The following is a 21,772-nucleotide window of genomic DNA, read 5'->3' on the forward strand; positions in this document are numbered from 1 at the left end:
GCCGGTCCATCTGGAGAAGGATCATCATGAGCATTCCGCAGCAGAAGGTCGCCCTCGTCACCGGCGCGTCGCAGGGCATCGGCGCCGCACTGGTCACGGCCTACCGCAAGCTGGGCTACGCCGTCGTCGCCGTCTCACGCACGATCTCGCCCTCCGACGACCCCGGCGTCATCGCCGTCCAGGGCGACGTCGCCGACCTCGCCACCGCCGAACGCGCCATCGCCACGGCAGTCGAGCGGTTCGGCCGGGTGGACACCCTGGTCAACAACGCGGGCATCTTCGTCGCCAAGCCGTTCACCGACTACACCGCCGACGACTACAGCGCGGTGACCAGGGTGAACCTCGACGGCTTCTTCCACATCACCCAGCTCGCCATCGCGCGCATGCTGACCCAGGGTGGCGGCCACGTCGTCACCATCACCACCAGCCTGGTCGACAACGCCGACTCCCGGGTGCCGTCCGTGCTGGCCTCGCTGACCAAGGGCGGCCTGCAGTCCGCGACCAAGTCGCTCGCCATCGAGTACGCCACGCGCGGCATCCGCGTCAACGCCGTCTCGCCGGGCTCCATCAAGACCCCCATGCACCCGGAGGAGACCCACCAGGCCCTCGCGGCGCTGCAGCCGGTGGGCCGGATGGGCGAGCCGGGCGACGTCGCGGACGCGGTCGTCTACCTGGAGACCGCCCCCTTCGTGACCGGCGAGATCCTCCACGTCGACGGCGGTATGAGCGCCGGCCACTGATCCGCGATCCCCGGCCTCACCGACAGGAGACCTCTGATGACCAGCGACATCGACAGGGAAACGATCCTCAGGGACGTCCTCGACCAGTGGAGAGCCGGCGTCGGCGCCCACGAACCGCAGCGGGTCGCCGCCCTGTTCACGGAGGACGCGATCTTCCAGGGGCTGCGCCCCTACACCGTCGGGAGGCCGGGGATCGCCGCCTACTACGACTCCCAGCCGCCCGGGCTGACGGCGGCGTACCGCATCCTGGAGACCACGGCCCCCGCCGACGGCCTCGTCCTCGGCTACCTGGCCGTCGACTTCTCCTTCACCGACCGTCCCGCCCTGCACGTCTATCTCAGCGTGCTGGTGAAGCGGACGGAGGAGGGCTGGCGCATCGGCCACTACCAGGTCTCCCGCCTGTGAGTCTCCGAGGCCCGGATGGGCGGCTCTAGAGGCTCGTGGCCCGGCTGAGCTTCTCCCATTGGTCCAGGTCGGCGCGGAGCGACTCGTGGTGGGCGCGGATGGCGTCCACCGCGTCGTCGCCCAGGGCGAGCCGCAGCGGAGGGTCGGCGTGGTCGACGACCTGGAGGATCGCCTGCGCCGCCTTGGCCGGGTCTCCGGGCTGGGTGCCGTCCATCCGGTCCACGAACGCCCGGGTCGCGCCCGCCGACATCTCGTAGGCGTCGATGGGCTCCGAGCGGTGCATGCGGTGGCCGCCGAACTCGGTGCGGAACACCCCCGGCTCCACGATCAGCACCCGTACGCCGAAGGGCGCGACCTCGGCGGCGAGCGCCTCCGACAATCCCTCCAGGGCGAACTTGGCGGCGCAGTAGGCGCCGAACCCCGGCATGCTGAGCTGCCCGCCCATCGAGCTCATCTGCACGATCGTCCCGCTCCCCTGCCGGCGCAGATGCGGCAGGACGGCCTTGGTCACGGCCACCGCCCCGAAGAACATGACCTCCATCAGCGCACGCAGGTCGGCCATGTCGATCTCTTCGACGGCCCCCACGGACCCGTAGCCGGCGTTGTTCACCACGACGTCGATCCGGCCGAAGGCCGACAGGGTCCCGGCCACCGCGGCGTCGATCGACGCGGCGTCGGTGACGTCCAGCCGCGCCGCGCGCACCCGATCGCCACCGGCTTCGACCAGGTCCGCCAGCGTCTCGGGCCGTCGCGCGGTCGCCATCACCCGGTCTCCCGCCGCCAGCGCGGCCTCGGCCAACTCCCGGCCGAAGCCCGCCGAGCATCCGGTGATCAACCACACCCGTCCTGTCATGATCCCCACTCCTCGTTCTCGTGATCAGTGCGACCACTCTCCCCGGAGCGAGCCCCGCACGGCCAACACACGTTCCCTGCGGGGGTTACAGTCAGAGCCTGTGACCCCCGAGCTGCGCCATCTGCGGTATTTCGTCGCCGTGGCCGAGCATCTGAGCTTCACCGTCGCCGCGCGGGAGCTGCACATCGCCCAGCAGTCGCTGTCGCAGCAGATCGCGGCGCTCGAACACGCCCTCGGCGGGCGGCTGTTCGACCGCGACACCCGGGGCACGCGTCTGACCGAGGTCGGCCGTATGTTCCTGCCCGAGGCGCGGGCCGTTCTCACGCACGCGGACGCGGCCCTGGAGACCACCCGCAGGGCGGTGCGCGGCGAGATCGGCAGGCTCCGGGTGGCCTTACTCATCTCGACCGCGCACCCCGCCCGCGACCGCCAGGCCGTACGGAACCTGCTCGGCGTGGCGGCGGACCTGGCCGCCTCGGTCGACCTCACCGAGGCCGGGTGAGCGATCAGTCGCCGTTGTGCTTGCGGATCAGGGCGGGCAGCTCGGCCAGCGAGTCGACGTGGAACAGGCACGCCCGTTCCACCGGCTCGTCGCGGAGGATGTGGCCCCAGGGCCCCCGCCGTACGAGGGCGGTGCGCAGCCCGGCCTTCTGGGCGGGCCGGATGTCGTTGTCGAGGCGGTCGCCCACGTAGAGGACGGACTCCGCCGGGCAGCCGGCCTCCGTCACCACGCGGTCGAAGAAGGACGCGTCCGGTTTCTCCACCCCCCAGCCGTCGGAGGTGCCGATCACGTCGACGGGCAGGTCGAGAGCGCGCAGGATGGTCTCGGCGCGGGAGGTCTGGTTGCCGGCGAGGCCGACGCGCAGCCCCATCTCCCGTAACTCGGCCATGCAGGGGCGGGCGTCGGGGTAGAGGTTCTCCTCGCCGAACGTCTCGGCCTGGCCCGCCGCGGCCCGGCGCTCCCGTTCGACGTGGAGGTCGAACCCGGGCCGGAAATACTGGAAGGTCTCCCGGTAGTCGCCGCCGCGTGCGATCACGGCCCCGAACACGGCGGAGAAGGTGTGCCGCGGAACGCCCAGCCAGTCGGCCCAGGTGCCGTATTCGCGGGATTCGTCCACCAGGGTCTCTCCGACGTCGAAGAAGACCGCTTCCAACCGCATCGGTACCTCCTGTCGCTCGCGCTGCATGCACCTTACGCGGATTCGGTCCGTCTCCACTGCCCGGTTCGGTAGGACCGAAGTCTTTCCGAGGCACCGAAGATGATTCGGTTCCGGCATGGACAGGAGGCGGCGGCGAAGGACACGCTGGACGGGTGAAGCCTCACCAGCCCTGGGAGCCGCGATGAGCCTGTCCGACCTGCAGCCCGTGCCCGCCGACCAGCTCGCCTTCCGGATGCCGCCGACGTTCGAGACCGTGGAGGAGGAGCGGCGGCACCGCAAGGAGCGGCTCGCGGCGGCGCTGCGCCTGTTCGGGAGGTTCGGGTTCGAGGAGGGGGTGGCCGGTCACATCACGGCCCGGGACCCGGAGCACACCGACCACTTCTGGGTGAACCCGTTCGGCATGTCGTTCAAGCAGATCAAGGTCAGCGACCTGATCCTGGTCAACCACGAGGGCCAGGTGGTGGAGGGCCGCTATCACGTCAACCAGGCGGCGTTCGCCATCCACTCGATGGTCCACCAGGCCAGGCCCGACGTGGTCGCGGCCGCCCACTCCCACTCCGTCTATGGCAAGGCCCTGTCGGCGCTGGGCACGCTGCTCGAACCGCTGACGCAGGACGCGTGCGCGTTCTACGAGGACCACGCCCTGTTCGACGACTACACCGGGGTGGTCGTGGAGACCGAGGAGGGCCGCCGCATCGCGCAGGCACTGGGCTCGCACAAGGCGGTGATCCTGCGCAACCACGGGCTGCTGACCGTGGGCGACAGCGTGGAGGCGGCGGCCTGGTGGTTCATCACCATGGAACGCAGCTGCCAGGCGCAGCTCGCGGCCAAGGCCGCCGGGCCGACGGTGCCCATCACGCACGAGAACGCCAAGCTCACCCACGGCCAGATCGGCAACGACCTCGTCGGCTGGATCAACTTCCAGCCCCTGCTCGACCAGATCCTCGCCTCCGACCCCGACCTGCTCGACTGACCTGCCCGGCTGCACGGCCCGGGCCCCGGCCGCCGCCAGGACCCGGGCCAGGGTTTTCATGGCATCGGCACGGTGTCCTGCCACGTGGTGCCGGCGCTCCGGAAGGCGTTCACCCTGGAGGTGACGTCGGCCGGGGCCACGACCTCGTTCTTGCTGAAGTAGAACCAGTCGACCTGCTGGGTGTAGACGCGCGGGGTGGCGCTGCCCAGCAGCCCGCCGCCGATGAACCAGAGGTTGAAGTTCACCGACTGCGGCGTCTCGGGGTAGTAGTCGCCGCCGTGCTCGGCGAACAGCGTGCCGTCGATGTAGTAGCGGACCGTGCCGCCGGAGACCTGCAGCACGAGGTCGTGCCAGCCGGCGTAGCTCGCCGTACGCTCGGTGTGCGTGTTGACCGCGAGCCAGGGCTCGTTGCGGTAGGTCTCCCAGGTGGTCGTGTACATGATCGGGCCCTGCGCGCCCCAGCCGCCGTTCGGCAGATACTCGAAGTCCTGCTCGCTGTAGTCCGGGTCGAGGTCGTACGCCAGGGGCGTGATGGTGAAGAACGTCTCCACGATGTTGTCGCCGTCGGGGCCGCTGTCGGGGGCGTCGGCGAACTTCACCCGCGCGGCGTACGTGCCCTCGAAGAACTTGCGCTGGTGCAGGAACTCGGCCTGCGAGGTGCCCCCGGCGGTGCCGTCGGTGGCCGCCCGCAGTTGCAGCGCCCGGTTGCTCCCGGTGACGACCGGGAAGCTCACGTTGGACGCCGGCCAGCTCGCCCCGGGGACGCCGGGGCCGCCGCTGTTGGTCCGTACGGTCCAGTGGTGCGCGGTGATCTGCGGATCGGACGAGGAGGCGTAGGCGAAGTCGTCGAAGACGACCCCGCTGCCGCCGCCCGGTCCGCCCGGCGACGGCGAGGTGGAAGGCGAGGCGGTGGGCGACGGGGACGGCGAGGGGTCGGTCACGCCCGCGGGCGGGGTGCCCCAGACCAGCGTGCCGCCCTGGTAGACCGTGACCTTGTCCCAGTCGCCGTACGTCGTGCGCGCGGGGCCGAAGGAGTAGTCGTCGCTCTGCCGGATCGTCTGCCAGTCGGCCCGGTAGAACCGCAGCTGCATGTCGCCGGTCGATGCGCCGGCCGCCAGGCTGCCGGAGGTGAAGCCGACCTCAAGGTAGCGGTCGGCCGCGGCCGTGCCCGAGATCGTCTGAAAGGTTCCGGTGACGGTCGAGCAGGAGACGACCGCCCACGAGCAGGCGAAACGGTACTGCTGGGTGGGCGAGTCGGCGGTGAAGTAGTAGCGGATCTTCACGGTGTTCAGCGGCACCGCCGTGGTCCCGCTGTTGACCAGATCGAACCACGGCTCCGCCTGGTCGGCGGTGGCGCCGGTGGCGCTGGTCTTGTAGCGCAGCCGCAGCGACTGGGCCGCCTCGGCGGGCAGGGCCACGACCAGCGCGGCCAGCAGGACGGCCGCGAGACCGCCCCATAAGAGCTTTCGTGACACCGCAGTCTTCCTTTCGTGGGGGGTGGGGTGCGGAGTCAGGGGATGACCGGCCCCGGCCGGACGCCCAGGGACTCCAGGTGGGGGGTGAGCCTGTGCAGGAAATCGCGGTAGTCCCCCGCCGTGCCCCACGCCACCTCGGCGAAGGCGCACAGCCGGGGGAAGGCCATCGCCTCGACGTGCTCGGGCGTGGGCATGTATTCGGTCCAGAGCTGGCACTGCACGCCGAGGATCCGGCCGGTGGCGCCCTCCGGGGCCGCGGGCGGCGCGTAGCCGTACACGTCGGAGAGGGAGAGCATGTGCCCGTGCGGGCCGGGGGCGTCGGCGGGATAGTCGAAGTAGGTGCTGGTGTGCGGGGCGAGCACGACGTCGAACCCTTCGAGCGCCGCCCGCGGGCCGCTCTCGTGGTCGAGCCAGGTCATCGCGGTCACGTCGCGTGCCCCACCGGGACCGTCGTACCAGTGGATCGGGCGCCGGCCGCGGGAGGCCACGTGGGCGCCGACGGTGGCGGTGAACCACGCCCGCGCCGCGTCCGGGCCCGGCAGCCCGAGCTCGGCGATCCGCCGCAGCGCCGCCTCGCTGCGCGCCCACTCGTCCGGCGGGCACTCGTCGCCGCCGAGGTGGACGTACTCGCCGGGGAACAGGTCCATGACCTCGTCGAGCACGTCGCGGCAGAAGCCGATGGCGGCCTCCTCCAGGTTGAACACGTGGGGGCTGATCCCCCACGAGTCCCGCACCGGCAGGCGGCGCGACGGCTGGTTGCCGAGCCAGGGGTAGGCGGCGATGGCCGCCTGGGCGTGCCCCGGCATCTCGATCTCGGGCACGATCGTGACGAACCGGTCGGCGGCGTACGACACGATCTCGCGGATGTCCTCCTGGGTGTAGTGCTCCCCGCTGATCTCGGTGAGCCGGGGATAACGCTTGATCTGCAGCCGCCAGCCCTGGTCGTCGGTGAGGTGCAGGTGCAGCCGGTTGAGCCGGTGCACCGCGAGCAGGTCGATCAGGCGCAGCACGAAGTCCTTCGGCATGAAGTGCCGGGCGACGTCGAGCATCACCCCGCGCCAGGAGTGCGCGGGCCGGTCGGTTATCCGGCACAGCGGCGCCTCGGGGCCGAGCGCCGCCAGGGTGCGCAGGCCGTAGAAACGGCCGGCCGGTCCCCCGGCGGCGAGCTCCGCGCCGCCGGGGGTGACGTCGATCCGGTATCCCTCCTCGCCGAGCCGGGGATCGTCGGGCGCGTGCCGTACGAGGCCGTCGTGGAGCATGACGGTTCCCCCGAGCACGGCCACCTCGCGGGGCCGCGGAATCATCATCTGGGTCATCCCTTCACCGCGCCCGCGATCATCCCGGCGGACACGCGGCGCTGGAGCACGAGGAAGACGAGCAGGACGGGAAGCATGAACAGCGTGGCGGCGGCCATGGTGGCGCCCCAGTCGGTGCCGAAGACGTTGCTGAACCCGGACAGCCAGATCGGCAGCGTACGGTCGCCCTGGTCCTTGATCATGAGGGCGTTGGCGAAGGCGAACTCGTTCCAGGCGGTGATGAAGCCGAACAGCGACGTGGACATCAGGCCCGGCGCGAGCAGCGGCAGCACCACCCGGCGGAACGCCTCGGCCCGGCCGCACCCGTCCATCAGCGCGGCCTCCTCCAGCTCGCGCGGGACCCCCGCAATGAAGCCGCGCAGCGTCACGATCGTGAACGGCAGCGTCGTGACGAAGTAGACGAGCGTCAGCGTCGGCAGCCGGTCGAGCATGTCCGCGTCGCGGGCGATGATGTAGACCGGCACGAGCAGCGCCGACCAGGGCGCGGTCTGGGCGACGAAGACCATCAGGATGAACCCGCGCCGCCCGGACCAGCGCAGCCGGGCCACGGCGAACGCGGACGGCAGCGCCACGGCCAGCGCGAGCAGCACCGCGCTGACGGTGACCGCCAGGCTGTTGCGCCAGAACGTCCAGAACCCGGCGGCGTTCACGGCCGTGGCGAAGTGGTCGAGGGTCGGCCGGGCGGGCCAGAACGCCGGGGTCTCGGTGAGGATGTCCACCGTCGGCTTGAACGCGGTGATCACCATCCAGTAGACGGGGAAGACCGACACCGCCAGCACGCCCAGGGCGGCGGTGTTCAGCACGACCCTGTTGAGCGCGGGCCGGTTGAATGCCACGCGCCTCATGCGTTCTCCTCCCGGAACATGCGGCGCAGGTGGACGACCAGCACCGCGAGCAGCATCAGCACGGTGAGCGTGGAGACGGCCGACCCCAGGTCGTACCGGTGCAGCGACTGCGCGATCTGGAACGCGTAGACCGGCAGCGTGGCCGTCGCTCCTCCGGGGCCGCCCTTGCTGATCGCCCAGATCTGCGCGAAGCAGGTGAAGACCCAGATCACCTCCAGCGACGTGATCAGGCCGAACAGCGGGCGCAGGATCGGGAACGTGACCCGGCCGAAGACCTGCCACGACCCGGCCCCGTCGATCCTGGCCGCCTCGTACAGCTCGCCGGGGATCGTCGTGAGTCCCGCGTAGAGGGTGAGCGCCGCGAACGGCACCGACTGCCAGACGACCAGCGCGACAAGGATCGCGAACGTCGCACCGCCATGGGCGAACCACGTGTAGTCGCGGAAGGAGTCGAAGCCGAGGCCGGCCAGCAGCCAGTTGACCACCCCCAGGCGCGACTGGAACAGCCACTGGAAGATCGTGGTCGCGGCGAGCACCGGGGTGGCCCAGGTGAGCACCATCCCGCTCATGACCGCCAGCCGCATCCGCCGCCCGAGGCGCGGCAGCATCAGCGCGACGGCCGTGGAGATCACCATGATGAGCACGACGTTGGCGGCGGTCCACAGGAACGTGCGCCGCACGACCCCCCAGAACTCCGGCCCGCCGAGAGCCTCGGCATAGTTGGCGAGCCCGGCGAAGCCCGCTCCGCCCCTGATCAGCTCGCCCAGCCGGAAGTGCTGGAAGGAGATCACGACGCTGCGGGCCAGCGGGTAGACGAGCAGGCACGCGAAGCCGGCCAGGGCCGGGGCCACCAGCAGGTAGGGCCAGAACGTCCCCTTCCTGCGGGTTCCCGCCCCGATCAGGGGAGCGGGACGGGCCGCCGTACGGGCGAGGGTGCGCGCCATGTCACGACGCGGTGTTGAGGATCGTGGTGATCACCTCGGAGGCCGCCTTCGCCTCGGTGGCCGCGTCGCCTCCGGTGAGCACCTTGGTCATGTACTCCTTGATGACGTTCTTGGCCTCCACCGCCGCCCAGTTGGGCGAGTTGGGCGTGGCGTGCCCGACCGCGGCGCCCGCCGCCATCGCCGCCGTGGCCTCGTCGCCGCTCAGCACCCCGGCGTACGAGGTGCGGTTGGGCACATAGCTCATCTCCTTGGCCATGTCGAGCTGGAACTTCTCCCCGGCCAGGGCCTTGACCACCTCGTACGCCTCGTCCGGGTGGGCAGACGCCTCGGGGATGATCAGGTCGGATCCGCCGGTGAAGACGGCGCCCGGCTTGTCCGCCGTCTTGCCGGGGATCGGGAAGAAGCCGAGCCTGCCCTTGAGGTCCGGGTTGGCCTTCTCGATCGCGACCGCGCCGCCGGGAGCGGAGATGATCTGCGCGATGTCGCCCTTGCCGAACACGTCGGCCTGCGGCGGCCTGGCCTCGTCGGAGTCCTTGGGGCCCTTGCCGAGCGCTTGGAGGCGCTGGTAGAACGCCATCCCGGCGAGCGCCTGCGGCGTGTCGAGCACGCCCTTCCAGCCGGTTCCGTCCTTGACGGCGAGGTCGCCGCCCTCGTCCCAGACGAATCCGGCGAGGGTGTACCAGTTCTGGCCGGGCAGGTAGATGCCCTGCACGCCGCCCTTGTTCAGCTTCGTGGTGACGTCGATCCACTCGTCGCGGGTCTTCGGCGGGGTCGTGACGCCGGCCTTGGCGAACAGGTCCTTGTTGTAGATGACCACCCGGTTGGCGGCGTACCAGGGGATGCCGTACTGCCTGCCGTCGATCTTCCCCGGCTCGGCCAGGCCGGGCAGCCAGTCGGAGCCGCCCAGGTCGGCGATCTTGGCGGTGAGGTCCCTGACCCCGCCGCTCGCGGCGTACTCGGCGACCTGGGTGTTGCCGACCTCGATGACGTCGGGGGCGTCCTTGCTGGCGAGCGCGCTGGTGACCTTCTGCCCGATGCCGTCCCATTCCTGGATCTGGACGTTCAGGGCGATCCCGGGATGCGACCGCTGGAAGTCGTCCGTGAACCGCTGCACGATCGCGTCCGACAGGCTGTCGCGCATGAACCACACGGTCAGCGTGGTCGTGCCGGTCTCTCCGGATGTCCCTGGCTCGGACGCCGAACCGCATCCGGCGAGCGCGAGGCTGAACGCGGCCGCCGTGGCGAGGAGGCGGTACCTCATCGGTCCTCCCACTGGTCAGTTATTGGTAAACCGTTGAGAGGAGAGTGGTCTTAACCAGTCGGGCTGTCAAGGGGCGAAATATCGGGATATTCGCAGGCATGACGCTGGGAGGAGTGGTCAACTACTGGTAAGGTCTGGGACGTGCAGAGACTTCCAGCGGGCCTCAAACGCGACCGGGTCAGAGATGTCCTGCTCGACCTGATCTCCGACAAGGAGCCCGGCACCGCCATCCCCTCGGAACGCGACCTGTCGCGCGAGCTCGGCGTCTCCCGCCCGACCCTCCGCGCGGCGATCGACGGGCTCGTACGGCAGGGCATGCTCGTGCGGGAGCACGGGCGGGGGACGTTCACCGGCCGCCGGAAGGTCACCCAGCCCCTCGCGGCCGGCGACGACTCCTTCCATGCCCCCGCCGCCGAGGGGAACTGGCTCAGCCGCATCCTGGAGTTCGACTCGGCCCCGGCCACCGCCCGGCTCGCGCACCGCCTGCAGGTCTCCCCCGCCGACCCGGTCCTGCGCGTCGTACGGCTCCGCCTGGTGGACGACGAGCCGATGGCGATCGAGCGCATCCACCTGCCGCACCGCCTGGTCGAGTCGCTGCGGCCCGACGACATGGTGTCCGGATCGTTCTACCGGTTCCTGCGCACGAGGTTCGGCATCGACGTCCGCCGCGCCACCCAGAGCATCGAGCCGACCGTCACCGACGAGACCGAGGCCGAACTGCTCGGCGTCCCCCAGCACGCACCGGCCCTGCTCATCGAACGCACGGCCCGCGAGGCCAACGGCCGGGTCGTGGAGTTCACCCGGTCCATCTATCGCGGCGACCGCTACCGCATCACCTCCGAGCTGCACTTCGACGACACCTCCGGCTGAGGCGGGGACGCGGCTTCGCATGACGCCGGGACGCGGCTTCGCATGACGCCGGGACGCGGCTTCGCATGACGCCGGGACGCGGCTTCGCGTGACGCCGAGACGCGGGCCCGCTCGACACGGGGATGCAGGCTCACTCGCGACGGGGGACACGAACTCGCTCGACACGCGGGATGCGGGTTCGCTGAGAGCGTGGGCAGGGGTTCTTGCCGGGAGATCCCCGCGCTCCGTACGGTCCGGGGCATGGCCACTCTTCCTTCGACCGAACCGGCGCAGGCGGTGGTGCGGGCCGCCACGGGCGACGAGCGGCAGGTGCTGGAGGCCTTTCTCGACCTCCTTCGCGCGATGGTCGTCCGCAAGGCCCAAGGGCTGTCCGAGCAGGACGTGCGCCGCCGTCATGTGCCGTCGGCGACGACGCTGGCCGGGCTGATCAGGCACCTGACCGTGGTGGAGCGGAACTGGTTCGGGCGGGTGCTGGCGCAGGACCCGGCCATGGCGCCTCCCTCGGAGAAGGACGCCGACAGGAGCTTCGCGGTCGGCGACGACGACACCATCGAATCCCTGATCACGGCCTACGAGCAGGCGTGCGCGGAGTCGCGGCGCATCGCCGCCCGGTTCCCCCTCGATCACGAGGTGCCGCACGAGCAGATCCCCGCGCTCTCGCTGCGCTGGATCTACGTCCACATGATCGAGGAGACCGCGCGGCACGCCGGGCACGCGGACATCCTCAGAGAGCTCGCCGACGGCGCCACCGGATCCGTCGTCTGACCATCCTGGCGCGCCCCGCGATGTTGTGCCGCGCAGGCAGGCCGCGGGTGATACGCACGCGCCGTCATCGTGCCTGGTCCGGGAGGTCACAGGGTCTCTCAGGTGCGGCTTCGGGTCAACGGCCTCCCTCCGCGAGCTTCCGGCGTACGTCGAGGACGGCCCGGTCGGCGGCGGCCCGGCCGGAGATCCAGCCCTCGCGGTTGCTGACCGCACCCGCGCCGACCAGGGTCAGCGTCGGGAAGAGCTCCTCGACCCTCGCCTCGACGGCCTGTTCCCTGGCCGCCAGCACCGGCAGCAGGTCGCGCCCCGCATCGGCGGCGGCCTCCCGCACCGCCTCCCCCGTCGCCTCCCGCAGCCGCTCGCCGATCCGCTGGGCGTACGCCGCGAGGAACGACTGCCGGAACGACCGCGTGCGGGAACGGCCCAGGCCGTCCCGGCGGGATCCGGCCAGCCGCATCGCGGTCGTGGCCTGCACCAGCAGCGAGGTGAACAGCACCTCCACGGCGGCCAGATCCGCGGGGAACCCGAGCACGGTGGCGAACCCGAAATGCCGGCTCCACACCGAGCGGCAGTGGTTGGCCGAGGCGATGACGTCCAGCAGCATCGCCTTCGGGCCCTCATAGGGCGCGTCGACTCCGAGCCGCCGCCCCTCCGGACCACCGGCTGCTCCCGGACCGGGCGTCTGCGCGGCGAGCAGCGCGGCGTCGATGCTGTGCCGGGCCATCAGCGCCTGCGCCGCGGCGGTGAACGTCTCGGCCTCCGCCTCGAACTCGGTCGACTCGGCCTTGGCCAGCAGGGCCCGAACCCGGGCGAGCGTCCGTTCGTCGACGGCACCGCCCCGGACGCCGGGCGTACGGCGGGCCGTTCCCGGCACGGGGCACAGCCGCTCCAGCGCCGGCAGCGTGGCCAGCAGGTGGATCACCCGGAGCGCGCAGGCGACCATCGCGGTCCTGCCGCCGTCGTCACGGAGATACTCCTCGTCGCGGCCCCACCACACCGTCGCGCCGATGGCGTCGAGCTGGTCGAGCCAGCGGTCGTCCACGGTCGCGGCGGCGTAGGCGCGCATCTCGGCCGCGATGGCGTCGGTCACGAGGCGGACGTGCCGGGCCTCCAGCCGCCGGCCCGCCAGCCGGACGAGGTCGGCGGGCTGCCAGCCACCGTGCCAGGCGAGCGTCACATGCCGGTTCAGCGCGTCGAGCAGAGCCCGGTCCACGGCCTCGCGCAGCCCCTGGCCCTGCGCGAGGATCTTCACGCATCGCCGGAACTCGATCTCGTCGTGACGGCGCCGCGCCTCCAGCGCCGCGGACAGCAGCCCGGCCACCATCTCCTCCGCCGCCTGGCCCGGGGAGCCCGACGACCAGGGGAAACTCCAGGTGGCTCCGCCCGGCGGCCCGAGGCTCCACCGCCGCCGTGCGCCCTCCCGCTCCGCGCCACTGCCACTGTCTCTGCCGCTGCCCCTGGCACTCCCCCTGGCACTTCCCCTGCGGCTGCCGCTCATCCGCTCGCCCTCCCCCGATCGCTCGTGCGAGCGATTCTGTCAGCCCCGACCCCCAGTGCCGTGACGTTATCCACAGGCATGCGGGAGCGACCGGCACGCTCCCACGGAAGGAACGGATACAGGACGGTGACGTGCGCGGGCATGCCGTACGCCGCCGAGGAGTCGTAGCGTTCCCGAAAGCCCCCGACCAGGGGCTCACCGAAGGGATCGCCACACCAGGGCGGTTCCACCGATCCCCTAAGGCGCCATGAGCGACAGCCTCACGCCGGGCGGTCACGCGTACGACCCGATCCCACTGCGGCGCGTGACATACCGCTCTGGGCATTTACACGGAAGATCCAGCCAGATAAACCTGATTTCCAGATGCAAAGTGATCTGGGCCACATAGTGCCGCGCCCGATCCTGCGAGGAGTGGTGCCCGATGCTGTTCTCGCTGGCGAAGCGATTGCTCTCCGCTCTCGGACGGGGGTTCGTACGGCTCGGGCGCTACTGGGTCGCCCAGTTCGGCCTCGCCTACGCGCTGACCTGGGGTCCCGACACCCCCGATCCGGCGCCGGAACTGGCCGAGGAGACCGAGCACTGGGACTGGTCGATCCCCTACCACTGGTACGAGATCTCCCGCTGACGCCCGCCCGCGCCGCTCACCGCGGCGCGATCACCGAACGGGCCAGCCGGGCGGCGACGGCGTCGTCCAGCGGCGCGTGGCCGATCAGCAGGCGATACCACATCATGCCGAAGAGCTGATCGACCAGCAGGTCCAGATCGCTGTCCGCGGGCAGATCGCCCTGCCGGAGCCCGCGGGCGAGCAGGGCGCGCAGTTCGTCCCTGCGCCCGGCGGTGAACTGGCGCAGCCCCTCGGCCGCCACCGGGTCGCGCTGCGCCTCGGCCATGATGCCGCGCAGCAGCCCGCTCACCTTCACGGCGGTGCGGAAGGTGGCGGCCAGAAAGGTCTCCAGGTCGTCGGCGAAGACACCGGTGTCGAGGCCGGGCGTCAGTTGCCGGGCCCGCTCCGCCATCGCCTCCAGCAGCACCGCGCCCTTGGAGGGCCACCACCGATAGATGGTGTGCTTGCTCACCCCGGCGGCCTGCGCAATGACGTCGATCGAGACCGCCGAGTAGTCGTTGTCGGCCAGCAGGTCGGCCGCACGATCGAGAATGGCCTGCCGTACGGCCGGATTGCGTCGCCGTCCGGTATGCGGACGGGGCTGCGGCTCTGCGGTCACGCCGCCGAGCATAACAGTTGACGGAACCAACGGTTTCGGCATCCCTCTTGGCCGCAACGGCCCACCTCGCTCCCCTTGTGTCCCCGCCGGGTGTGCACGCTTCCACGCGCCATGTGACGACGGCCCCGGACAGGGACCCCTTGACGAAACTGTCAGTTTCGACAACGCTTTTACCAGAACCGATGGTTCCGACAAGATTGAGGCAACGTCATGGACCTGAACCTGCGTGGCAAGCGGGCGCTCATCACCGGAGCGTCCCGGGGCATCGGCGCGGCCATCGCCGAGGTGCTCGCCGAGGAAGGCTGCGACCTCGACCTCGCCGCACGCAGCGAGCCCGAACTGGAGAACCTCGCCGCCCGCCTGCGCGCCGAGCACGGCGTGGCGGCCACCGTGCACCTCGTGGATCTGCGGCGCGGCGACGAGCTCGACCGGTTCGCCGCCGAAGTGCCGGTGCCGGACATCCTGGTCAACAACGCCGGCGACATCCCCGGCGGGCCGCTGGCCGCGGTGAACGAGGAGATGTGGCGGCACGGCTGGAAACTGAAGGTCTTCGGCTACATCAACCTCACCCGGCACATGTACGCCAGGATGAAGGCCGCGGGCCACGGCGTGATCATCAACAACATCGGCGCCTCAGGCGAGGGAGCCGACGCCAACTACATCGCGGGCAGCACCGGCAACGCCGCACTGATGACCTTCACCCGGGCCCTGGGCGGCCGCAGCCTGGCCGACGGCATTCGCGTGGTCGGCGTCAACCCCGGTCCCGTCGCCACCGAGCGCATCCTGACCCTCATGAAGGCCCAGGCCCGCGCCCGCTTCGGCGACGAGTCCCGCTATCCCGAGCTGACCGCGATGTTCCCGCTGGGCCGTGCCGCGAGCCCGCGCGAGATCGCCGACCTCGTCGCCTTCCTGGCCTCGGACCGGTCCGCGTACACCACGGGCGCGGTGTTCACCGTGGACGGCGGCGTGTCGGCGGCGGGCCTGTGAGACGGACGCCTTCCTGTGGGCCGTGCAGGGCACCCTCGCTGCGGTCTTCGTCGTGGCGGGCGCGAGGCAGGCCATCCCGTCAAGGAGCACCCTGATCTCCAGGATGCCCTGGACGGCGGATTTCCCCGGGGCGGCGATCCGTCTCATCGGGATCGCCGAGCTGGCCGGAGCGGCCGGGCTCGTCCTGCCCGCGGTCACCAGCATCGCACCGGTCCTGACGCCGCTGGCGGCGACCGGCCTGGCCCTGACCATGACACTGGCCGCGATCTTCCATGCCCGGCGGCACGAGTACGCCGCGATTCCCCTCACGGTCGTCCTCTTCGTCGCCGCCGCGTTCACCGCGTGGGCCCGCTTCGGCCCCTACACAACGTGACCGGACTCTGGGACGCGCTGGCCGGGAAAGACGAAACCTGCGGCCCCCGTAGGCGTCGCCGCCGGGAGACCACAGGTCGCGATGAAAGTGGTGCGCCGCCAGGGACTCGAACCCCGGACCCGCTGATTAAGAGTCAGCTGCTCTAACCAACTGAGCTAGCGGCGCCCGCACCACAAGAGTAGCGGCTTCCGGAGGTGTTCCGCGCCATCCGCGGCCCCGCGCCGGGAAAACGGCGCGGCCAGATCAATCTGCATATGAGAGGGGCCGCGCCGGCATGGCGCGGCCCTTTCTCCATCCCGGCGAACCGTACCGGCGAACGATGCCGGCGAACCCACGCCGGCGAAACCGTGCCGGCGAACCTGCGCCGGCGAACCGTGCCGTATGGACCGGTGCGGCGGACCGGAGCGCGGCCTTCAGGGCCAGGTGCCGTCCGGCCGCGGTGTCGTAGGGGCGATGATGCGCAGCCGCTCCAGGAGCGTGACGAACGTCGAGGCGTACGGCGACGGCGCGACGACCGAGGCGACCCGGTCCCAGTCCACCTGCTCCCGCATGGCGCGGACCATGGGCAGCAGCGAACCGTAGTCGCAGGCGTGCTCCGACAGCGGCAGTATCCAGGAGATCACAAGGTCGGTGGCTTCGAGGACGGGCAGGCTCAACGCGGCGGTGTTGATCGGCTCGGCTCTGGCGATCATGGCCTCGGTCACGGGCCTGTCGGCGAGCGAGAAGATCAGGTCGACGAGGACGCCCTCCTCGTCGAACGCCTTGACCAGCCAGTCCTCCGGTGGTTTCGCGGTCCGGAAACCCAGGCTCTCCAGGGTTTTCAGCGCGAGCGGGACGTCTTCCTCGACCAGGGCGAAGTCGACGTCATGTAGTGATGGCGCGGCGCCCCTCGCATAGCCGGCGCAGCCTCCGGCCAGCGCGAACCGCACCCCGGCCTCCTTGAGACCGGCCCCGGCGCGCTTGAGCGTCTCAAGGATCGCGTCGGTGACTTCGTGACTGTGACTACCCACTTACGTCGCTTGCCCAGCCATGTTCGGCGCAAACAATCCAGGGTAGAGCGCGCTCATGACCGAGACCCTCCAGGAGATCAAGCGTGAGTACGAGGGCGAGGACAACCGTCCCCTGGCCTCGTACACACGAGTTCTCGCGGTGTACGGCGGGGCCGTCGCGGCGCTGCTCGCCGCGGCGAAGCTGACGGGCCGCAGGCCCGCCGAGAACATCAAGGCGATGGACCTCATGCTTATGGGGCTGTTCACGCACCGGCTCTCGCGCACGCTCGCGAAGGACCCGGTCACCAGCCCCATCCGCGCTCCCTTCACCCGCTATGAGGGCCCCTCCGGCCCGGCGGAGCTCAAGGAGCAGGTCCGCGGCCACGGGTTGCGGCACGCTGTGGGCGAGCTGCTGACCTGCCCGTTCTGTCTGGCCCAGTGGGTGGCGACCGGATACGCGGCGGGCACCGTGTTCTTCCCCAGGGTGACCCGGCTGGCCGGGGCCACCATGGCGGCCGTGGCGATCTCCGACTGGCTCCAGCTCGCGTACGCGCGCCTGATGAAGGCCGCGGAGTGAGCGAGGCGGGAAAGCGGACATGAGTGAGGTGCTCGAACCTCTGGAGAACACCGGCGAGAGCCGCAAGGAGCGCGTCGACCGCGAGCTCGGCGAGCTGCTGCAGGGCCTGCGGGTGGCCGCGACGGGCGTGCAGGTGCTGTTCGCGTTCCTGCTGACGCTGCCGTTCTCCTCCGGCTTCGGAAAGATCGATACGACCGGGAACTGGCTGTTCTACCTGGCGGTCGTCAGCGCGGCGGTCGCGTCGATCTGCACGATCGCCCCGGCGACCCAGCACCGGATCCTGTTCCGGTCGGGGCTCAAGGAGCTGCTGCTGCACCGGGCCAACCGGCTGGGCGTGGCCGGCGGACTGGCCCTGGCGGTGTCGATGAGCTGCTCCACCGCCCTGGTGCTGGACGCGCTGACCAGCCCGGGGCCCGCCGCGCTGATCGGCGCGGGCGTGGCGCTGCTGTGCGCCTGGCTGTGGTTCGTCCAGCCGCTCCTGTCGCTGCGCCTGGTCGACAACGACTAGAAGCCAAGAACGGCTAGAAGCCAAGAACGACCAGAAGCAGAACGCGGAAGCAGAACGCGACCGCGGCGGCCGCGCTCCCGTATGCCTCGCGTCAGCTCAGCTCCCTGGAGCGCCGTTCTCTGAGGCGGGGCAGGATCCGCGTCGAGTAGAACTCGAAGAACCCCTCCTGCTCCGTGCCGATCTGCGCGATGTAGACCTCGTCGAAGCCGGCGTCCACGTGCGCGCGGATCGCGCTCAGATGTGCCTCCGGAGAGGGCCCGCAGGGCGTCGACCGGGTGGCGGCCTCCTCCGTGACGAGCTGCGCGAGCTGCTCGAAGTGCCGCGGCAGCGGCAGGAGCTGGGCGGCCTCGCCGGGGATCCCCTGGTTGGGCCAGAGCCTGTGGACGGTCTTGCGCGCCTCGGCCTCGTCGTTCGCCCAGCACACCTTCAGCCCGGCCGCGCACGGCCTGCCCTCGCCGCCCGCCTTGTGGAACGCCTCGACCATGTCGGCGGCGGGCGCGGTGTGGATGTAGCCGTCGACGGCCTCCTCCAGCATGCGCTGCCGCTGCTCGGCCGGGGGCCACTGATCGCCCAGGATGTGCTCGTTCAGCGCCTCGCCGGCGCCGACCCCCAGGCGGAACCCGCCGTCCAGCAGGGTCTGGGCTGTCGCGGCGGCCTGGGCGATGATCGCCGGGTGGACGCGGATGATGGGGCAGGTGACCGCGGTGGTCACCGGCAGCGACGTGGCCTGCGAGACGGCTCCGATGACGGACCATACGAACGAGCTCTCGCCCTGCTCGTCCAGCCAGGGGTGAAAGTGGTCGGAGATCCACAGCACCTCGAAGCCGGCTTCCTCGGCGAGTTTCGTCTGCCGTACGAGCTCCTTGGAATCATGCTCCTCACTGGACAGGAAATATCCGAAAGTCGTCATGCATCGCCAGATGCCTGGTTATTGTCAAGCAAACGTAACAATGGGTGCTTCGGCGGCAAATTCGATCGGTGCCAGGGCTCGATGATGTTACGAGACCCTTTGCAGGGGCAGTGGAGGGCCATGGCTACTCTGCTTTGGATCATCGCCGTGGTACTGGTCATCGCCGGGATCTACGTCATCCTGGCCCGTCGGGACATCCTCTGGGGGATCGTCCTCATCGTCCTCGGATTCCTGGTCGGCCCCGGGGGCGTCAGCATCTTCAATCCCTAACCGCAACCTCACCCACCAGCCGCAACCTCACCCACGCTACTCGCGGACACCGAGACGGCCACCGGCCGAAGGGCCGGTGGCCGTCTCGGGACCGGGACCTGGGTCTGGATCTGGACCGGGGTCGGGGTCGGGATCGGGATCGGAACAGCGAATCAGCAATGGTCGCCGTTCAGGCAGTAAACGGTGTAGGCGTGCTTGATGACCGGAAGGGCGACATTACGCACCCGGATACCACCGGGAGTGACGCCTTTTTCCGTGCCCGCATGCGCGTGACCGTGAATGAAAAGATCCGCGCCCTCGGCGTCGGCCGCCTCCGCCAGCATGTAGCTGCCGAGGAACGGATAGATTTCCGGCGGCTCGCCCATCAGCGTGTCCTTGACCGGCGAGTAGTGGCTGAGCACGACCCTGTGGTCGGCGTCCAGATCCTTGAGCGCCCGCCGCCACCGTTCGGCGATCTCCTTGGTGTGCCGGACGAACGCCTTGGTCTCCGGCTCGCCGAACTCGCTCGCGCACTTCCCGGCGAACCCGCCGCCGAAGCCCTTGCCTCCGGCGACCCCGAGTCGTACGCCGTCGATGGAGACGACCGTGCTCTCGTCGTCGAGGACGACGATGCCGGCGTCACGGAGGAGAGCGATGATCTCCTGGTTGCAGTCGGAGTGGTAGTCGTGGTTGCCGAGCACGGCGACGACGGGGATGGGCAGGCCGCTCAGCTCCTCGGCGACCACCCGGCCCTCGGCGATCGTGCCGTGCCTGGTCAGATCGCCTCCCACCAGCAGCACGTCCGCGCGACGCTCGATGCCCTCGATCTTCTTGCGATAGTGGCCGCGCAGATCCTCGCCCAGATGGATGTCGGCGACGGCGGCGATCCGCAGCTCCCTCACAGGTGCTCCTCCTCTCCCGCCTCCCGCACCTCGACCAAGGTGATCTCGTTGTGCAGCCGCAGGCCGGGAGCCGCCTCCCTGGCGACGTTCTCGATCTGGTGGCGCCGCTCGTCACAGGAGACCTGTCCGCGCAGGTAGACCTCTTCTCCTCGTACATCCACCCGAATGCCCAGCTCGGTGGTCCGATCGTCCTCCGCGAGAGCCCGCTGGACGCGGGCCGCGACATAGTGCGGCGTCTCCATCTCTTCCCCTCGTGTCCCCCTCGGTTCCTTCTCGCTAGCGCTGCCCGGCCCTTTCCGGGCGAAACCCGTTGGTTTGACGGGCGTGAGGGTGGATAGGGGAGTTGATGTTCCGGTGCCTAAGACGCAGGTACCTCCGCGGCGTGAGCATGCCGTGATGGAGGAGCGTCTTGGGAACAGGCACCGGACCCCACCCCGCCGCGTCGCCGCCCATGGGCCGCACGCCCGCTCCCTGCCTTCCCACCCCCCGCCTTCCCACTCCGTGCCTTCCCACTCCCCGCCTTCCCACCCCCCGCCTTCCCACTCCGTGCCTGCCGGCCGCGGCCCGCCATGCGTGCGCCCGCGGCTCCCACACGCCGCGACCGGCCGCCGTCCCCATACCGGCCGTCGACCCCGTACCGGTCACCGGGCCCGTACCGGCCGCCGGGCCCGCCCACCTGGACTCCCTGATCCCCGAGCCGGGTATTCGCCACTGCCGCACATGGAGGAACCCCCAGTGAAGATCGCCATGGTCTCGGAGCACGCCAGCCCGCTCGCCACCCTCGGCGGTGTCGACTCCGGCGGCCAGAACGTGCACGTCGCCGCCCTCGCCCTGGAGCTCGCCCGCGCCGGTCACGAGGTCACCGTCTACACCCGCAGAGACCGCGAGGACCTGCCGGAAACCGTCGCCTTCGGCCCGGGTGTGGACGTCGTCCATGTCCCCGCGGGCCCCGCCGCCGAGATGCCCAAGGACGAGATCCTGCCCTGGATCCCCCACTTCGGAAAGTGGCTGCACGACCGGTGGCTGTTCGACCGCCCCGACATCGTGCACAGCCACTTCTGGATGAGCGGGCTGGCCGCGCTCGCCGCGGCCGAGAAGCTCGGCATCCCGGTCGTCCACACCTACCACGCGCTCGGCAGCGTCAAGCGGCGGCACCAGGGCCCGGCGGACACCAGCCCGCGGGAGCGCGTCCAGGCCGAGGCCGACATCGGGCGGCGGGTCGACGGCATCATCGCGACCTGCAACGACGAGGTCGACGAACTGATCCGCATGGGCGTGCGGCGCCGCGCGACCCGGGTCGTCCCCTGCGGCGTGGACGTCGCCACCTTCCACCCCCACGTCGAGCCTCTGGAACGGCCGGAGCGCCCGCGCCTGCTGTCGGTCGGCCGTCTCGTGCCGCGCAAGGGCCTGGAGACCACCATCGAAGCCCTGCGGCACCTGCGGGACGCCGAGCTGGTCATCGCGGGCGGCCCCCCGGCGGCCGAGCTGCACCGCGACCCCGAGGTCACCCGGCTGCGGTGGCTCGTGACGCGGGCGGGCGTCTCCGACCGGGTCCGTTTCCTGGGCCGGGTCGAGCGCGACACCCTGCCCGCGCTGATGCGCTCGGCCGCCGCCGTCGTTTCGGTGCCCTGGTATGAGCCGTTCGGGATGGCGGCGCTGGAGGCGATGGCCTGCGGCGTCCCGGTCGTCGCCTCCGCGGTCGGCGGCCAGAAGGAGACGGTGGTCAACACCGTGACCGGCCTCCTCGTGCCGCCCCGCAACCCCGCCGCGCTGGCCAGGGCGCTGCGCAGGCTGCTCGGCGACCGGGTGCGGCGCACGGCGTACGGCATCGCGGGGGCCGACCGCGCCCGCGCGAGGTATGCCTGGAGCCGCATCGCCACCGAGACCCTGACCGCCTACGACCGGGTGCTGTCCGCCCGTGAGCCGGCGAGGAGCGCTTCCTGATCCGG

26 protein-coding genes and 1 tRNA gene are annotated in these 21,772 nt (G+C 70.8%); 13 read left to right on the forward strand and 14 right to left on the reverse strand.

The window, feature by feature from the left end:
* Nucleotides 1-26: 26 nt before the first annotated feature.
* A complete protein-coding gene (locus tag OHB01_RS02075; protein WP_142645948.1) occupies nucleotides 27-740 on the forward strand; it encodes an SDR family NAD(P)-dependent oxidoreductase in 714 nt (237 codons plus the stop codon).
* Nucleotides 741-776: 36 nt separating this feature from the next.
* Nucleotides 777-1,145, forward strand: a complete 369-nt coding sequence (locus OHB01_RS02080; protein WP_142645949.1) for a YybH family protein — start codon at nucleotides 777-779, stop codon at nucleotides 1,143-1,145.
* Between the two features lie 25 nt (nucleotides 1,146-1,170).
* Here OHB01_RS02080 and OHB01_RS02085 read toward each other — a convergent pair whose 3' ends face one another.
* Complete coding sequence (locus OHB01_RS02085) at nucleotides 1,171-1,998, reverse strand: oxidoreductase (protein ID WP_142645950.1); 828 nt, start codon at nucleotides 1,996-1,998, stop codon at nucleotides 1,171-1,173.
* Nucleotides 1,999-2,098: 100 nt separating this feature from the next.
* Between OHB01_RS02085 and OHB01_RS02090 the strand changes: the two genes are divergently transcribed.
* On the forward strand, nucleotides 2,099-2,500 hold the full coding sequence (locus OHB01_RS02090) for a LysR family transcriptional regulator (protein WP_142645951.1): 402 nt from the start codon (nucleotides 2,099-2,101) through the stop codon (nucleotides 2,498-2,500).
* A 4-nt stretch (nucleotides 2,501-2,504) separates the two neighbouring features.
* Here OHB01_RS02090 and OHB01_RS02095 read toward each other — a convergent pair whose 3' ends face one another.
* Nucleotides 2,505-3,158, reverse strand: coding sequence for an HAD family hydrolase (locus OHB01_RS02095; protein ID WP_142645952.1), 654 nt, complete (start codon nucleotides 3,156-3,158; stop codon nucleotides 2,505-2,507).
* A gap of 181 nt (nucleotides 3,159-3,339) precedes the next feature.
* Between OHB01_RS02095 and OHB01_RS02100 the strand changes: the two genes are divergently transcribed.
* Nucleotides 3,340-4,131, forward strand: a complete 792-nt coding sequence (locus tag OHB01_RS02100) for a class II aldolase/adducin family protein (protein WP_142645953.1) — start codon at nucleotides 3,340-3,342, stop codon at nucleotides 4,129-4,131.
* 56 nt (nucleotides 4,132-4,187) lie between these two features.
* Here the strand turns inward: OHB01_RS02100 and OHB01_RS02105 are convergent, their stop codons facing one another.
* From OHB01_RS02105 to OHB01_RS02125, 5 genes are read right to left on the reverse strand one after another with little or no spacing between them, the layout of a single operon-like run.
* Nucleotides 4,188-5,606: a cellulose binding domain-containing protein gene (locus OHB01_RS02105; protein ID WP_328854869.1), complete on the reverse strand. Its 1,419-nt coding sequence runs from the start codon at nucleotides 5,604-5,606 to the stop codon at nucleotides 4,188-4,190.
* A 35-nt stretch (nucleotides 5,607-5,641) separates the two neighbouring features.
* The gene (locus OHB01_RS02110) at nucleotides 5,642-6,913 is read right to left on the reverse strand and encodes a beta-N-acetylhexosaminidase (RefSeq protein ID WP_142645955.1); all 1,272 of its coding nucleotides are present in this window, start codon (nucleotides 6,911-6,913) and stop codon (nucleotides 5,642-5,644) included.
* A 5-nt stretch (nucleotides 6,914-6,918) separates the two neighbouring features.
* Nucleotides 6,919-7,767: a carbohydrate ABC transporter permease gene (locus OHB01_RS02115; protein ID WP_147943447.1), complete on the reverse strand. Its 849-nt coding sequence runs from the start codon at nucleotides 7,765-7,767 to the stop codon at nucleotides 6,919-6,921.
* Nucleotides 7,764-8,711: a carbohydrate ABC transporter permease gene (locus tag OHB01_RS02120; RefSeq protein WP_142645957.1), complete on the reverse strand. Its 948-nt coding sequence runs from the start codon at nucleotides 8,709-8,711 to the stop codon at nucleotides 7,764-7,766. Before OHB01_RS02120 ends, OHB01_RS02115 begins: the two co-directional genes overlap by 4 nt.
* A gap of 1 nt (nucleotide 8,712) precedes the next feature.
* Entirely contained in the window at nucleotides 8,713-9,972 is a 1,260-nt protein-coding gene (locus OHB01_RS02125) for an extracellular solute-binding protein (protein WP_142645958.1), read from the reverse strand.
* 141 nt (nucleotides 9,973-10,113) lie between these two features.
* Between OHB01_RS02125 and OHB01_RS02130 the strand changes: the two genes are divergently transcribed.
* Together OHB01_RS02130 and OHB01_RS02135 are read left to right on the forward strand one after the other, a co-directional pair.
* Entirely contained in the window at nucleotides 10,114-10,842 is a 729-nt protein-coding gene (locus OHB01_RS02130) for a GntR family transcriptional regulator (RefSeq protein WP_142645959.1), read from the forward strand.
* Nucleotides 10,843-11,082: 240 nt separating this feature from the next.
* On the forward strand, nucleotides 11,083-11,607 hold the full coding sequence (locus OHB01_RS02135) for a DinB family protein (RefSeq protein ID WP_142645960.1): 525 nt from the start codon (nucleotides 11,083-11,085) through the stop codon (nucleotides 11,605-11,607).
* A 115-nt stretch (nucleotides 11,608-11,722) separates the two neighbouring features.
* Here the strand turns inward: OHB01_RS02135 and OHB01_RS02140 are convergent, their stop codons facing one another.
* Nucleotides 11,723-13,105, reverse strand: coding sequence for a DUF2786 domain-containing protein (locus tag OHB01_RS02140; protein ID WP_328709326.1), 1,383 nt, complete (start codon nucleotides 13,103-13,105; stop codon nucleotides 11,723-11,725).
* A 421-nt stretch (nucleotides 13,106-13,526) separates the two neighbouring features.
* Here OHB01_RS02140 and OHB01_RS02145 point away from each other — a divergent pair, with 421 nt between their 5' ends.
* Nucleotides 13,527-13,730 (forward strand): hypothetical protein, encoded by a 204-nt coding sequence (locus OHB01_RS02145; RefSeq protein WP_328854870.1) that lies wholly within the window; start codon nucleotides 13,527-13,529, stop codon nucleotides 13,728-13,730.
* A gap of 16 nt (nucleotides 13,731-13,746) precedes the next feature.
* On the opposite strand, the gene OHB01_RS02150 is transcribed toward OHB01_RS02145, so the two are convergent.
* On the reverse strand, nucleotides 13,747-14,328 hold the full coding sequence (locus OHB01_RS02150) for a TetR/AcrR family transcriptional regulator (RefSeq protein WP_261985792.1): 582 nt from the start codon (nucleotides 14,326-14,328) through the stop codon (nucleotides 13,747-13,749).
* 210 nt (nucleotides 14,329-14,538) lie between these two features.
* Here OHB01_RS02150 and OHB01_RS02155 point away from each other — a divergent pair, with 210 nt between their 5' ends.
* Complete coding sequence (locus OHB01_RS02155; protein WP_328854871.1) at nucleotides 14,539-15,315, forward strand: SDR family oxidoreductase; 777 nt, start codon at nucleotides 14,539-14,541, stop codon at nucleotides 15,313-15,315.
* Between the two features lie 22 nt (nucleotides 15,316-15,337).
* A complete protein-coding gene (locus OHB01_RS02160) occupies nucleotides 15,338-15,688 on the forward strand; it encodes a DoxX family protein (protein WP_328854872.1) in 351 nt (116 codons plus the stop codon).
* Between the two features lie 88 nt (nucleotides 15,689-15,776).
* On the opposite strand, the gene OHB01_RS02165 is transcribed toward OHB01_RS02160, so the two are convergent.
* Both OHB01_RS02165 and OHB01_RS02170 read right to left on the reverse strand, forming a co-directional pair.
* Nucleotides 15,777-15,853 (reverse strand) — tRNA-Lys (locus OHB01_RS02165).
* A 248-nt stretch (nucleotides 15,854-16,101) separates the two neighbouring features.
* Nucleotides 16,102-16,698, reverse strand: coding sequence for a nucleotidyltransferase family protein (locus OHB01_RS02170; RefSeq protein WP_142645964.1), 597 nt, complete (start codon nucleotides 16,696-16,698; stop codon nucleotides 16,102-16,104).
* Between the two features lie 55 nt (nucleotides 16,699-16,753).
* Here OHB01_RS02170 and OHB01_RS02175 point away from each other — a divergent pair, with 55 nt between their 5' ends.
* Nucleotides 16,754-17,254, forward strand: coding sequence for a DUF1360 domain-containing protein (locus tag OHB01_RS02175; RefSeq protein ID WP_328854873.1), 501 nt, complete (start codon nucleotides 16,754-16,756; stop codon nucleotides 17,252-17,254).
* Nucleotides 17,255-17,273: 19 nt separating this feature from the next.
* Nucleotides 17,274-17,762 carry a DUF6328 family protein gene (locus OHB01_RS02180; RefSeq protein WP_142645966.1) on the forward strand — a complete coding sequence of 163 codons (489 nt, stop codon included), beginning with the start codon at nucleotides 17,274-17,276 and terminating at the stop codon, nucleotides 17,760-17,762.
* Nucleotides 17,763-17,853: 91 nt separating this feature from the next.
* Here the strand turns inward: OHB01_RS02180 and OHB01_RS02185 are convergent, their stop codons facing one another.
* Nucleotides 17,854-18,672 carry a TIGR03557 family F420-dependent LLM class oxidoreductase gene (locus OHB01_RS02185; protein WP_328854874.1) on the reverse strand — a complete coding sequence of 273 codons (819 nt, stop codon included), beginning with the start codon at nucleotides 18,670-18,672 and terminating at the stop codon, nucleotides 17,854-17,856.
* A 120-nt stretch (nucleotides 18,673-18,792) separates the two neighbouring features.
* On the opposite strand from OHB01_RS02185, the gene OHB01_RS02190 reads away from it, so the two are divergent.
* Nucleotides 18,793-18,942, forward strand: coding sequence for a GPGG-motif small membrane protein (locus OHB01_RS02190; RefSeq protein ID WP_167530303.1), 150 nt, complete (start codon nucleotides 18,793-18,795; stop codon nucleotides 18,940-18,942).
* Nucleotides 18,943-19,094: 152 nt separating this feature from the next.
* Here the strand turns inward: OHB01_RS02190 and OHB01_RS02195 are convergent, their stop codons facing one another.
* Both OHB01_RS02195 and OHB01_RS02200 read right to left on the reverse strand, forming a co-directional pair.
* A complete protein-coding gene (locus OHB01_RS02195) occupies nucleotides 19,095-19,823 on the reverse strand; it encodes a metallophosphoesterase family protein (RefSeq protein WP_328854875.1) in 729 nt (242 codons plus the stop codon).
* Nucleotides 19,820-20,065 (reverse strand): BON domain-containing protein, encoded by a 246-nt coding sequence (locus tag OHB01_RS02200; protein ID WP_142645968.1) that lies wholly within the window; start codon nucleotides 20,063-20,065, stop codon nucleotides 19,820-19,822. The genes OHB01_RS02195 and OHB01_RS02200 overlap by 4 nt, the downstream gene beginning before the upstream one ends.
* Before the next feature lie 493 nt (nucleotides 20,066-20,558).
* Here OHB01_RS02200 and OHB01_RS02205 point away from each other — a divergent pair, with 493 nt between their 5' ends.
* On the forward strand, nucleotides 20,559-21,767 hold the full coding sequence (locus OHB01_RS02205) for a glycosyltransferase (protein WP_328854876.1): 1,209 nt from the start codon (nucleotides 20,559-20,561) through the stop codon (nucleotides 21,765-21,767).
* Nucleotides 21,768-21,772 lie beyond the last annotated feature (5 nt).

Source organism: Microbispora hainanensis (assembly GCF_036186745.1).
Lineage (GTDB): Bacteria > Actinomycetota > Actinomycetes > Streptosporangiales > Streptosporangiaceae > Microbispora.